The following is a 12,469-nucleotide window of genomic DNA, read 5'->3' as shown; positions in this document are numbered from 1 at the left end:
TATATGGGAATAATACAGAAGCAACCGGGAAAGTGTAAAATAAATCGACACAACAGGATGTCGATTATTGGTCCAAGTCACTCAACAATTTTCGCAAATATATTATTGGTATAGCGTAACTGATCCCACTAGGTGAGGACAACACGGATTCCTTGCTTTCTTTTACGAACACCTTGTTAATTACCGCCACAACCTCTCCGCTATGCACATCATATACAGGACTGCCGCTATTTCCTGGATAAGCAGTGGCATCCAGTTGGTAAACCATAAAGGGATCTCGCAATCGTTTCATCATTTCAATGCTGAGCTGCTGCGCATTGGCACTTGGTATGACGACAGGGGTAGTGGCTGCAATTATTCCTCTGTGCGTCGCTGGATATAAGCCCAAAACAGCACCAATAGGAAAGCCGGTAAAGGCTACACTGCGTCCATCGGGAAGCAGGGCATTATCCGCCAACTGCAAGGGTGCAAACTTTTTGGGTATCTTCAGAATAGCCAGATCATGGGCCGGGTCGGTCGTCAGGATTTCCGCATCCAACACTTGAGGATTACTTCCCGTTCCCACAAATACCACGCGTTTTTGCAGAGAATCTTCGTCTAGGGCATGTTCCACCACATGGAAATTGGTGGCAACCAGTGTGCCATCGCCCACCACAAAACCGGTACCTCTTAGCTGGCTACGTGGTGACCCCGTTGGATCGAAAATGCCTATACCCACAACAGAGGGTTTGACCTTTTCCACTGTTTTTTCGAGGCTTTCGGCTGATACTGAAAACGGACTAAGACATACCAGTAACAGCACCAACAATATCCTGTTCATATGGTTTTATCCTTTTTTAAACAGCTAAGATGGATTGAATAAAATACCTGAAAGATTTTTACCTTACCCTATTATTCAAACGACCGCCCGGATTCTGAGTCGTTCGTACTCGGTGAAATAAGGAATGGAAATGCGAAATTGATGTTCATGAGGTGACTCTTTGTCGGGCATTACGTTTAATGGTTCTTTAGACGAACTGACGGGTCCCCACAAAGGTTACAACAATATGGAATTGTTAGTCTCAATAGCGCGAGGTTTTGCGCATTTTCTAACCTCACCGCTTAATGTCTTCTTTTTGTTTTTGACATCTGCGTTATTGCTAAAACTGGTTTTTAGGAGCCGCACTGCACACTGGATTGCAGCAAGCACAGGCATCGGATGGATGTTATGGTGCTCCTTGCCCGTTACGAGCAATCTAATGCTGCGGCCAGTTGAATCGACATATCCCATAGTTCATGCGCAAAGCGCAAACTGGCGTTCTGCTCAGGCCATTGTGGTATTAGCCTGCCAACATAACGAAGACCCAGTGCCATTTTCGGATAAATGGCATGAATGCTCGTTAAAGCGCAATCTGCAAACTCTGATGATGTATCAGACCCACCCAGTACCCATATATCTGACAGGGGGCATCCTCAAGGAAAATCAGCAGAGTGAGGCTGAAGCGAACAAGGCATTTTTCAGGGCATTGGGAGTGCCGGAACATCATCTCTTGAGCATTCCTCAAGGAACCAACACGCATGAAGAAGCCATAGCATTGGGGCAGTTTCTCAGCGGAAAAAACATTGCATTGGTCACATCAGCCAGCCACCAAATCAGGGCGGTAAGATACTTAAATTATGAGGGAATAAAGACCATTCCGGTACCAGTTGAATTTCTGAGTGTGGAGAAAGAGAGTTGGGGATTACCACGGCTTTCCTATCTAAAGCGAAGTGAGAGAGCGATATATGAATGGTTTGGTCTTTTGCATCAATATCTGGCATTGGGCAGCCAGGCTACAAAGTCGCCCGACACATAAAATTGGAAGACCTCCGTTTTCTGTTGATTGAGCTCCTCGCAAAACCATTGTAGGTAATTTAGTAAAACGAATTAAATATCCGAAGTGTCATACCATTCATTTTATTGTTTTATTTTGAATAGGTTACAAGCAAACTATGCTACTTATCCCAGTTACATGGATAGAAATGGTATATGGTGAATATCAGCTGGTATCGCGTAGGCATGTAGTCGCAGAGAGACAACTGCGATCCAGATATTGATGCTGTCGAAGGTCATAGGCGCGATTACTTTGGCGAGTTAAATGAATGTGCTTAAACTGGTGCTAGAAAACTCAGACCAGGCCAAGTCCGGGTTGGTTGACAACCGATAAGGAATACGAGACATGTTTGACTATCGCGAGGCGTTTTCAAGAAACATAGGTTGGGTCACTGCACAAGAGCAGGAAAGACTGAGAAATGCCACAGTGGCTATAGGCGGCCTTGGTGGAGTCGGTGGTGATCATTCGATTGTCTGCGCCAGAATGGGGATCGGCAATTTCAGGATCTCTGATATGGACACCTATGACTTGGTGAATTTTAACCGCCAAGCAGGGGCCTCAATGAGAACTTTGGGCCGCCCAAAATCGGAGGTGATGGTGGAAACGCTCCATGACATCAACCCCGAAGCCAATATTAAAAACTTTCCTGAGGGCATCAATGAAGCAAATCTGGACGATTTTCTTGATGGCGTAGATGTCTACATCGACAGCCTGGATATCTTTGCCATAGATATCCGTAGAAAAGTGTTTCAGCGTTGCTACGAGAAGAATATACCGGCGATCACAGCCGCCCCAATGGGAATGGGAACTTCCATGTTAGTTTTTATGCCTGGCAAAATGTCTTTTGAGGAATATTTCTGCTTGGAAGGACTGAACAAGGAGGATCAGATCATCTACTTCGTGATGGGTGTATCTCCTTCGATGCAACAAAGGCACTACTTGGTTTTCGAGCGTAGTGTTAACTTTCTCAAAAAGAAAGTGCCCTCTGTGCCAATGGGCATTTCATTAGCGGCGGGGGTACTGTGTACCAATGTATTGAAGCTGCTTCTGAACCGGGGAGAAGTAATACATGCGCCTAAAGGAATGCATTTTGATGCTTACAGGAATAAGCTGGTCAAGACATGGCGCCCTTGGGGCAATAAAAACCCCATCCAGAAGTATTACATGTACCCAAAAATCAAAGAAATATTGAAAAGTGGCGAGCATGATAACTAAAAAAGCAGTCCACTTGTTAACAAACACATTTAAAAAGGAGCAACCATGAAAACCAGGACCCTTGCAGGCCTAAGCCTAATCGCTTTCACCATAATGGGCTGTGATAGTAAATCGCCAGAAGATTATATTACCGAAGCACGCAACCATATTGCCTCCAATAGTAACGATAGCGCGATCATCTCCCTTAAAAATGCCATCGCAGAGTCCCCTGACAACACTGTCGCACGATTCTTGCTGGGTAAAATTTATCTTGAACAAGGCATGGCGGCCAATGCTGAAAAGGAACTGGGTGTTGCCATGGACAGAGGTCACGATCTCGCTGAAGTACTCCCCCTGTATGCCAGGGCACTATATATGCAGCGTAAAAATGACGAGTTGATCAACTTTGTAGATGGGGTACCGAACACCAACACAGACGTACAGACATCGTTACTTATATACAAGGCCTTGAGCCTGTATCGCAAGGGTAATCTGGTAGAGGCAGAAGACAGCATTAAAATGGCCAGGGATTTGGCTGAAGATTCAATGATGGTCAAATTCGGCCTCGCTCATCAGGCAATGGGGCAGCAGGACTTTACCGCTTCGCTGACCATGGTGGACGAGCTACTGCAAGCATCACCTGATTTCGCTGATGCCTATTTTTTGAAAGGCCAGTTGCATCTGCTTACGGGAGATTTTGATGCAGCCATTGCCAATATTTCCAAATATGTCGAGATGCTGCCCGCAGACAATTATGGGAAATTTATGCTGGCAGAGTCTTACGTCAAAGCCAAAGATTTTTCCAAAGCCGAAAAACTGATTAACGACCTGCTGAAGATTGCCCCGAATCACGGTTACCTGAACCAATTGAAGGGACTGGTCGAATTCAGCAAGCAGGACTACAACGCCGCTAATATTGCCATGGAAAAATCCATTGCTGCTGGCTCCAATGCCCCAGTGGCGCGTCTAATTGCCGGGGTATCCGCCTACAAGTTGGACAACCTGGAACAAGCACATAAACACTTGGCTGCAGTGCAATCGATGCTGCCGGCTGATCATACCGCCAGAAAGTTGTTCGCAGAAATCCAGCTCAAGCTGGGCTACAACACTGAGGCAGTAAACACGCTGAAGCAGTTACAAGGACTGACCCCAGAGGATGCGCGCCTATTTACTATGGCAAGCCATGAACTCATGGAAGAGGGTCTTACTGATCAGGCGGGGAGCATGCTCGCTATCGCGACCAGCCTTAATAGTCAGGAATTGGACGAACTGGTAAGAATTGGAATTCTAAAACTCTCTCTTGAAGATCTCTCAGGTGTGCTTGATTTAGAAAAGGTCATTGCCGCGGATGCCAAAAATGATGAGGCAAACTGGGCTCTGGCCAAAGAATACATGCGTCAGGAGAGGTATGAGGATGCCTTGAGCATTGCGCAGAAGTGGATCAAAGAGGAACCCAGTAATCCTTCTGCCCATAACCTTAAAGCAACAATTTATGAAGTTGCAGGCAGGTTGGAAGATGCACAGTCTAGTTTTAAGGAGGCGTTGGAGATTTCCCCCAACTCACCTTACACGTTGACCTATTTTATTAAAAAAGCATTAGAAGCAGAGGATGTAGAGACAGCCCTGGCTCTTTCAGAGAAACTTGCCACTTCTAATCCTGATTTTATTGACGGTCTGTTTAAAAATTACCTGTTGAGTCAGCGATTTGCGGACCCAAGCAAAGCCCTCAAGTTGATTAAAGAAGCATTTGAGCGCAATGCTGACGATATTTTATACCGACTGAATTATGCCCGCGCCCTGACCATGGAGAACAAACACGAAGAGGTATTATCTGTTCTTGGTGCGGTGAAGCCTGATGTTTCCTACCCTGACACTTACTGGAAGATGTTATCGTCCAGTAATTTGGCACTGGAGAAACCTGATGATGCAGTCAATGTTTACAAGCGCTGGCAGGCTTTGGCGCCAAACAATCTGCAAGCATGGATTGGCGAACTAATGTTGCATGATATGGGCAAAGAGTTTGGAAAAGCGCTAAACACCGTTAAAGAGGCGCAGAATTATCATCCGGAAAACCCCACTCTGTTGCTGATGAACGCTCACTATCTTTTGTTAAGTGGTTCGCCGGACAAGTCAGAGAAGCTATTACTTAGCCTGGATGAAGCGATAAAAGAACAACCTTTTGCCAAAGGTATTCAGGGCCAAATCTCTTATAGCAAAGGAGAGTTTGAAAAGGCCATCCCCTTGCTTAAGGAGTATTACGACGTCAATCCATCAGGCAGGTTTGCCATTTTCATTTCTAATGCCTGGCGAAACCTGGATAAAAAGGAGATGTCGTTTGATGTTCTTGAAGAGCACCTGCGGCGTTTTCCATCAGATATCAATACCCGTATGCGATTAGCTGAACGTTACATGCAAGACAATGCTGATGCGGCTGTAAAGCACTACGAACAGATCATCGAGGCAACGCCGAAGAACATTATTGCCTTGAACAATGTGGCCTTTATCCTGGGCCAGCAGAAACGCTATCCACAGGCACAGGCATACATTGAGGCTGCACTGGCTTTGGTCCCTGAACACCCGACCCTGCTTGATACCTATGGTGTTATATTGTTGGATCAGGGCAAAAAGGAGCAAGCCAAAGAGCAGTTGAGCAAGGCTTACAAGCTTGCCCCGGAGTCAGAAAATATTAAAAATCATTACGAGAGGGCAATGCAGCAATAGCTGCAAAAATCAGTCGCGGGAGTCCTCCCGCGACTACATTTCTTCCATCTTAAAAGTATTTTGTCAGCGTTTTTTACAGAGGAATTCTCCGTCGCTAGATTTTTCCATATAATTCAAATGGTTACAAATTGGTCTAATTTGTGCTTTATCCCTAACGAAAGTCGCAGATGTTGTTGTTCTTGTAGTTGTGACGAATCATTGGCTCATACTTGGAGAACGAAACATGAATGTTAAGAATAAAATTTTGGGAGCTGGATTGTTGCTGGCGATGTCATCTCCGGCTGCCCTGGCTGACGAATTCTACATCGACGTAGGCGCTGACTTTGGTGATAACGGCTTCGCCCAAGCTGCCGGCAATACCACTACCGGCTGGCTGCAAGAACTGCTCTATGAGTATTCCTCAAATACAGTAGTTACCGATACCGATCTTAACGGCATTGACGCCGGTGATACTATTGTCACCACCGGTGGTTTTATTGACGGTGATGTAACTTCCCTTAGCACCAATAAGGTTACCGGCTTTAGCCCTCAGCAAAACGTATTGGATCCGCTTAGCCCTAGTGAAAACGGCTATGGTGCATGGGGTTTGACCTTCCAGTTTGAACTGTTCGGTGCGATGCTCGGTGGCCTTGGAGATGGCCTGCCAGTTAGCTTCAACTCAGGTAGCGTTACGTTTTACTACTTCGATGCAACCACTCCAACGACTGCCCAGTTCATAGAACTGTTCACTATTAACGTGATCAGCACACTGAACAGCTTTGGTGGTCCTTCTATCACAGGCGAAATTGCATCCTACGGTGGTGGTTCGGTTAATGGTGTAAACGCGGGGGATGTCTTTAACTTCGCCGACGGTAGCTTTGCTGACTATGTGGATATGATGGTCCAAATCGTGGCGGATATCGACTTCAATACCGATCCTAACGATGTGACCATCACTGACAATATGGATGGTACTTTCACTCTGACAGGCGAGCATGACGGTTCTATCTCTTTCGCTGTACCAGAGCCTTCCAGCCTGGCCATTATAGGTTTGGGTCTGTTGGGTTTGGCTGGTGCCGCAAGACGTCGCAAAGCATAATTAGTCGCTCTACACTTATGAAACGCCGCTCACACAGAGCGGCGTTTTTTATTTCTGCCGCTTAAGTGGGAGTTGGTTAGGGAGTTGGAGGGATTTTACATTAATGACGTCCATTCCGATTGCTCTTCAAATCCCGAAAAGCACACCGTTTATCTGACAGAGTCCCCTTCCCGGCCACACCCCGACTCAAGTACTACCACAGATTGCGAATAAAACCGGTATCCCAGCAGCCAAAGCCCAGTTATCTGTTCCCTGTTCCCTGTTCCCTGTTCCCTGTTCCCTGTTCCCTGTTCCCTGTTCCCTGTTCCCTGTTCCCTGTTCCCTGTTCTCATTATGTAGGGACAAAACAGACCGGAAAATAACAATGGAAAACACCTGGTAATTGACCATTTTAGATTCAAATGAGTTTGATTGCAGAAGTTACCGGGTTGGCCGCAGAAGTATACCTGTAACTGAACTCCCTTTATCCAAGCCTCCGGGCGCGCTTTAAAGCTATGTATAAATAGCAGCAGGAGTAAGGAAAACCATGTGGGAGCCTAACTCGATGTCTGAACCAGCATAAAGAAGTCCACCAAAGACTCTCATCAGCATACCTGTACACGGCATGACAAAGTTTTTGATTGATATTGTTGGTCGAACAATTGTTGAAAAGGAGCTATCGGGGCCAAGTGTTTTAGCAAACTAACTAATGACAGGATAACTTAGAATACAGGCGGACCCGGGGTTTTCTCACGTAAAAAAAACGCCGCTCATTTGAGCGGCGTTTTTCGGATAAGGCTGCTTGAATTAGGCTTTGCGGCGTCTTGCGGCACCAGCCAAACCCAACAGACCCAGACCTACAATGGCCAGGCTGGAAGGCTCTGGTACAGCGAAAGAGATAGAACCGTCATGCTCACCGGTCAGAGTGAAGGTACCATCAAAATTGTTGGTAACAGTAACTTGTCTTGGGTTGGTGTTGAAGTCAATGTTGGAAACGATTTGAGTCATTTTGTCAACATAGTATGAGAAACCACCGTCAGAGAAGTTGAATACGTCACCTGCTGCTACGCCGTGCACATTACCAGCACCGTAGGAGGCGACTTCGCCACGAATAGAAGGACCACCAAAGCTGTTTACAGTGTTTTGAACATTAATAGTGAACAGTTCGATAAACTGGGCAGTGGTTGGAGTGGTGGCATCAAAGTAGTAGAAGCTAACAGTTCCAGAATTGTAATTAGTAGTCAGGCCATCACCCAAAGTACCAAACAGTTCGAACTGGAAAGTAATACCCCAAGCACCATAGCCGTTTTCGCTAGGGCTGTTTGGATCCAGGATATTTTGCTGACCGCTAAAGCCTGTTACTTTATTGGTACCCACAGAAGCAACGTTACCGTTGATGAACCCACCAACAGAAACGATTGAATCACCAGCATCAGGACCGTTCATGTCGGCATCAAAAACGGTGGTTACGGAAGAGTATTCGTAAAGCAGTTCGTCCAGCCAGCCGGTAGTGGTGTTACCAGCAGCTTGAGCAAAGCCATTGTCACCAAAATCCATGCCTACATCAATGTAAAACTGATCAGCAGTAGCAGCTTGAGAACCAGCCAGAAGAATGGCTCCTAGAGTGAGGGTCTTAACATTCATGATCAACTCCAATAAAACAAATCATGGCAACAATGCCTACCAAAACAATGCACCATCCATGCCAACTATGTAACATGTTGATATATATGGATTTTAAACAAAACCCCGTTATAACCCCGGAAGTGACAGTAAAAAATTCTGACACAAATGTTGATTCTATTAGTTGGAAGTCAAGAATATTGATAGCTACTCAAACAGAATCGGTTGATAGTAAGCTTCTATATTTGCCAAATGAGCAACTCTATTTTGCACATACACTTAGGCAATCTGTATCAAACATTGCTTTTTTTTGTTTCAGACACAAGAATACTTCACTACGGAAAGTAATAGGCGCCAACACTTTGAAGGCAATTCGACTACTCACAGAACTTCCACTAATTGGTTTGTTGGTAAAACGCATTGTGAAGTCTAAAGCAAATGATGAGGCGGCATCTATCGCAACGCATTTTGGTCACTTTTTTGAGCCCCTTGTGGCATTGGATGCCTCTATGAGAGATGAGGCCATGCGAATTCGCCACGAAGTCTATTGCAGGGAGTTGAATTTTGAGCCGCTAAGACCCGATGGGAAAGAGACAGACGAGTTTGACCATTATTCGATCATGTGTCTGATAAAACACAAAGCCAGAACAGACTTTGCCGGCACAGTCAGGCTTGTTAGACCGACCATGGCAACACAGCAATTGCCAATCGAAAAGTACTGTAAACATGCAATGGCCGGCTCAAGTAAGCATCCAGATCAATTTGAGCGAACAAAAGTTTGTGAAATTTCCAGACTCGCAGTACCAGCGGGCTACAGAAGGCGCCAGGCTGACCAGTATCAAGGTGCAGCAACAGGTGTGATCAATGAAACTACCTATTCTGAGGAAGAGTTACGTTGTTTCCCTTTTATTGCGATTGGTTTGTACCTGTCTGCCGCAGCACTTTGCCATGAATTGGGAATAGAGAATGTCTTTGTCATGATGGAGCCCAGGCTGGCAAGAAGCATGAGATTTGTCGGTATTAACTTTGAGCAACTGGGTCCTGCAGTAGAGTATCACGGAAAACGAGCCCCTTATTACATTAAGCCCAAGGAACTACTTTCCAGCCTCTCTCCGGGTTTTCTGCATTTACTTAAGAACATTGACCGTCATCTTGACAGTCAAATTAAAAAGGGGATTGCCTCAGGCGCAATTCATTAAACCTTTGATATTAGGTTTTGATGAGGATCTAATACTCTCATAGATTAATACGACAACGGGGGCATGAAGCCCCCGTTTCTTTTCAACATATCAAAAGCGACTGAATAGTCCTCTGGTATCCACTACAACCTTGGTGTTTATGTCATTGCTGGTTAATGCCTTGAAGGGTTTATGGTCCACCAACACCACCAACACGTTGGCTTTCTCAAGCGCACTTTGCAAGCTTACTAGCTCAATACCTGCCTGTTGAAGGTGTTCTGGCAAAGTGTCGATATTTGGTTCAACGGCCAATATTTCGCCAGTGTTCGAAGTAGCCAGATGCGCAGTGATTTCCATTGCAGGGCTTTCTCGAAGATCGTCAATATCGGCTTTAAAAGCCAGACCGAGGCAGGCAATGATCGGTCGTTTAAACTGATCGGCAGCGGCTTTGACCTTTTCTACCACATAGTGAGGTTTGTAATCGTTTATTTCCCGGGCCGTGCGAATCATTCTCGCTTTTTCGGGAGCAGAGTCCACAATAAACCAAGGGTCAACCGCAATGCAGTGACCGCCAACGCCTGGACCTGGGCTAAGTATGTTGACCCGGGGATGACGGTTTGCCAGGGCGATCAGTTCCCACACATTGATTTTGAGGTCATCGCAAATCAGGGACAGTTCGTTGGCAAAAGCAATATTGACGTCTCTGAAAGAGTTTTCAGTGAGCTTGGCCATTTCTGCCGTTCGTGCATTGGTGGCTATGCACTCTCCTCGAACAAAGGTCTTGTAGAGTGCCATGGCTCTTTCACAGCATTTATCCGTCATGCCGCCAATAATACGGTCATTGGATACCAGTTCCTCCAACACTCTTCCAGGCAACACCCGCTCCGGGCAATGTGCGATATGCATATTGGGCGACGCCTGACCACTGTGACCGGGGAATTGCAAATCCGGTCTCAGCTCTTGTAACCAATTGGCCAACTGCTCGGTTGCTCCCACCGGTGAGGTGGACTCAAGTATCACAAGATTGCCCTTTTCAAGAACCGGGGCGATAGCCTTTGCGGCTGACTCGATATAACTTAAGTCCGGCTTGTGACCTTCCTTGAAAGGGGTGGGCACAGCAATCATAAATGCATCCGCAGGCTCGGGGGTCAGGGAAGCGCGCAGTTTCCCCATGGTGACAGCCGCTTGCACCACCATATCCAAATCCGGCTCAACGATATGCACTTTACCTTGATTGATGGTATCCACTGCTTTTTTGGAAACATCGATGCCGATAACTTCTATACCGCGAGAGGCGATAACTGCTGCAGTGGGCAGACCTATATAACCAAGTCCAACGACGGAAACTTTCTTAAATGTCATATTTGAATACTCAGAAAAATGCAAAATCTATGCTTCTAGGGATAAACCCATGATGACCCTGGCAATACGCTCGCAAGCCTTTCCATCTCCATAAGGGTTGTGTGCAATACTCATGCGTTCATAGGCCCCATTATCACTAAGTAAACGCTCGGCCTCAGCCACAATCAGCGCATCGTCGGTGCCGACCAGTTTAACCGTACCAGCGTCAACCGCCTCTGGTCTTTCAGTGGTATCACGCATCACCAGCACAGGCTTGCCAAGAGAAGGCGCTTCTTCTTGTATACCCCCAGAATCAGTAAGGATGATATGCGCCTTTGTCATCAGGTAAACAAAGGGCAAATAATCTTGTGGCGCAATTAGCTTCACATTTGCTGCCTGCCCGAGAATACGTTCGACGGGCTCTTTCACGTTCGGATTGAGGTGGACCGGGTAGCAAACTTGTACATCCTGACGCTCAGATAAACGTTTCAATGCATGGCAGATTCGTTCAAATCCACCACCAAAACTTTCGCGACGATGCCCTGTCACCAGAATCAATTTCTTACCGGGATCCAGGAAGTCAAACTGTCCTGCAAGAGAAGAGCGTAATGCTTCGTCATTCTTAATGCGTTGTTCAACAGCAAGTAAAGCATCAATAACTGTATTGCCGGTTACATAGACCTGGTTCTGATCGGTATTTTCAAGCAGTAAGTTTTGTTTGGCTTTTTCGGTAGGCGCAAAATGCAGTTTGGTCAGTGCCCCCGTCAACTTCCTGTTTATTTCTTCTGGCCATGGACTGTAGATATCGCCAGTGCGAAGCCCTGCCTCCACATGCCCAACAGGGATCTTTTGATAAAAGGCAGCCAGGGAAGAAGCAAAGGTCGTTGTGGTATCACCATGCACCAGCACCAAATCAGGCTTGGCGTCTGTCAGCACGTTTTTAAGCCCTGACAATGCCCTGGACGTAATGTCATACAAATCCTGTCCCGGCTGCATTAGGTCCAAATCATAGTCTGGAGTCAGCTTAAACAGTTCAAGCACCTGATCCAGCATCTGACGGTGCTGCGCCGTCACACAGACTTTTATATCCAGTTCAGAATGCTTCTTTAGTTCCAGAACCAACGGTGCCATCTTGATGGCTTCCGGACGCGTCCCGAATACCAGTAAAATCCTTCTGTACATGCTTGCCTTTTCCTTAACTAGATTTTGCTCTCAACAAATGCACAGAGGCTGCCAAAAGTCTCAAAGGTTTCGGCACTGATCTCATCGTCATCCACTGCGCATCCCAGGTTTTCTTCCAAAGCGGTGAGAACGGATACAACTGCCATTGAGTCAAATTCGGGAATGGCGCCAAGCAAGGCAGAATCTGAAGAAAACTGAGTATCCTCGGGAAGCTGTAAGACATTAATCAGAATCTCTGTGACGAGAGCGGCTACATTCATCGTTAAACTACCTGTATGATTCTAAAAAACTGCAAATGCCTTAAGCTGCTTTTGAATCAG

General features: G+C 46.2%; 10 protein-coding genes. 5 read left to right on the top strand and 5 right to left on the bottom strand.

The window, feature by feature from the left end; all coding sequences use genetic code 11:
* Nucleotides 1-64: 64 nt before the first annotated feature.
* The gene (locus P2G88_RS03585) at nucleotides 65-820 is read right to left on the bottom strand and encodes a serine protease (protein ID WP_275794314.1); all 756 of its coding nucleotides are present in this window, start codon (nucleotides 818-820) and stop codon (nucleotides 65-67) included.
* Between the two features lie 160 nt (nucleotides 821-980).
* Here P2G88_RS03585 and P2G88_RS03580 point away from each other — a divergent pair, with 160 nt between their 5' ends.
* The 4 genes from P2G88_RS03580 to P2G88_RS03565 all read left to right on the top strand — a co-directional run bounded on the left by P2G88_RS03580 (nucleotide 981) and on the right by P2G88_RS03565 (nucleotide 6,846).
* Nucleotides 981-1,835 carry a YdcF family protein gene (locus P2G88_RS03580; protein WP_275794313.1) on the top strand — a complete coding sequence of 285 codons (855 nt, stop codon included), beginning with the start codon at nucleotides 981-983 and terminating at the stop codon, nucleotides 1,833-1,835.
* A 363-nt stretch (nucleotides 1,836-2,198) separates the two neighbouring features.
* The gene (locus tag P2G88_RS03575; RefSeq protein ID WP_275794311.1) at nucleotides 2,199-3,068 is read left to right on the top strand and encodes a ThiF family adenylyltransferase; all 870 of its coding nucleotides are present in this window, start codon (nucleotides 2,199-2,201) and stop codon (nucleotides 3,066-3,068) included.
* A 45-nt stretch (nucleotides 3,069-3,113) separates the two neighbouring features.
* Entirely contained in the window at nucleotides 3,114-5,768 is a 2,655-nt protein-coding gene (prsT, locus tag P2G88_RS03570) for an XrtA/PEP-CTERM system TPR-repeat protein PrsT (protein WP_275794310.1), read from the top strand.
* A 223-nt stretch (nucleotides 5,769-5,991) separates the two neighbouring features.
* On the top strand, nucleotides 5,992-6,846 hold the full coding sequence (locus P2G88_RS03565) for a PEP-CTERM sorting domain-containing protein (protein WP_275794309.1): 855 nt from the start codon (nucleotides 5,992-5,994) through the stop codon (nucleotides 6,844-6,846).
* Nucleotides 6,847-7,632: 786 nt separating this feature from the next.
* Here P2G88_RS03565 and P2G88_RS03560 read toward each other — a convergent pair.
* The gene (locus tag P2G88_RS03560) at nucleotides 7,633-8,469 is read right to left on the bottom strand and encodes a PEP-CTERM sorting domain-containing protein (protein WP_275794308.1); all 837 of its coding nucleotides are present in this window, start codon (nucleotides 8,467-8,469) and stop codon (nucleotides 7,633-7,635) included.
* A gap of 86 nt (nucleotides 8,470-8,555) precedes the next feature.
* On the opposite strand from P2G88_RS03560, the gene P2G88_RS03555 reads away from it, so the two are divergent.
* Complete coding sequence (locus tag P2G88_RS03555) at nucleotides 8,556-9,647, top strand: PEP-CTERM/exosortase system-associated acyltransferase (RefSeq protein ID WP_275794306.1); 1,092 nt, start codon at nucleotides 8,556-8,558, stop codon at nucleotides 9,645-9,647.
* A gap of 90 nt (nucleotides 9,648-9,737) precedes the next feature.
* Here P2G88_RS03555 and wecC read toward each other — a convergent pair whose 3' ends face one another.
* From wecC to P2G88_RS03540, 3 genes are read right to left on the bottom strand one after another with little or no spacing between them, the layout of a single operon-like run.
* A complete protein-coding gene (gene wecC / locus P2G88_RS03550) occupies nucleotides 9,738-10,988 on the bottom strand; it encodes a UDP-N-acetyl-D-mannosamine dehydrogenase (protein ID WP_275794305.1) in 1,251 nt (416 codons plus the stop codon).
* A 27-nt stretch (nucleotides 10,989-11,015) separates the two neighbouring features.
* Nucleotides 11,016-12,149 (bottom strand): UDP-N-acetylglucosamine 2-epimerase (non-hydrolyzing), encoded by a 1,134-nt coding sequence (gene wecB / locus P2G88_RS03545; RefSeq protein WP_275794304.1) that lies wholly within the window; start codon nucleotides 12,147-12,149, stop codon nucleotides 11,016-11,018.
* 17 nt (nucleotides 12,150-12,166) lie between these two features.
* On the bottom strand, nucleotides 12,167-12,409 hold the full coding sequence (locus tag P2G88_RS03540) for a phosphopantetheine-binding protein (RefSeq protein WP_275794303.1): 243 nt from the start codon (nucleotides 12,407-12,409) through the stop codon (nucleotides 12,167-12,169).
* Nucleotides 12,410-12,469 lie beyond the last annotated feature (60 nt).

It is taken from the genome of Aliiglaciecola sp. CAU 1673, assembly GCF_029223185.1.
Classification (GTDB): domain Bacteria; phylum Pseudomonadota; class Gammaproteobacteria; order Enterobacterales; family Alteromonadaceae; genus Bowmanella.
Note: the sequence above shows the minus strand (reverse complement) of the source record. Positions and strands in the feature narration are given on the sequence as shown.

What these genes read in the sequence shown, in the direction of transcription:
- P2G88_RS03585 (WP_275794314.1), bottom strand. Translation starts at nt 820, where the DNA reads ATGAACAGGATATTGTTGGTGCTGTTACTGGTATGTCTTAGTCCGTTT.
- P2G88_RS03575 (WP_275794311.1), top strand. Translation starts at nt 2,199, where the DNA reads ATGTTTGACTATCGCGAGGCGTTTTCAAGAAACATAGGTTGGGTCACT.
- prsT (WP_275794310.1), top strand. Translation starts at nt 3,114, where the DNA reads ATGAAAACCAGGACCCTTGCAGGCCTAAGCCTAATCGCTTTCACCATA.
- P2G88_RS03565 (WP_275794309.1), top strand. Translation starts at nt 5,992, where the DNA reads ATGAATGTTAAGAATAAAATTTTGGGAGCTGGATTGTTGCTGGCGATG.
- P2G88_RS03560 (WP_275794308.1), bottom strand. Translation starts at nt 8,469, where the DNA reads ATGAATGTTAAGACCCTCACTCTAGGAGCCATTCTTCTGGCTGGTTCT.
- P2G88_RS03555 (WP_275794306.1), top strand. Translation starts at nt 8,556, where the DNA reads ATGGATTTTAAACAAAACCCCGTTATAACCCCGGAAGTGACAGTAAAA.
- wecC (WP_275794305.1), bottom strand. Translation starts at nt 10,988, where the DNA reads ATGACATTTAAGAAAGTTTCCGTCGTTGGACTTGGTTATATAGGTCTG.
- wecB (WP_275794304.1), bottom strand. Translation starts at nt 12,149, where the DNA reads ATGTACAGAAGGATTTTACTGGTATTCGGGACGCGTCCGGAAGCCATC.
- P2G88_RS03540 (WP_275794303.1), bottom strand. Translation starts at nt 12,409, where the DNA reads ATGAATGTAGCCGCTCTCGTCACAGAGATTCTGATTAATGTCTTACAG.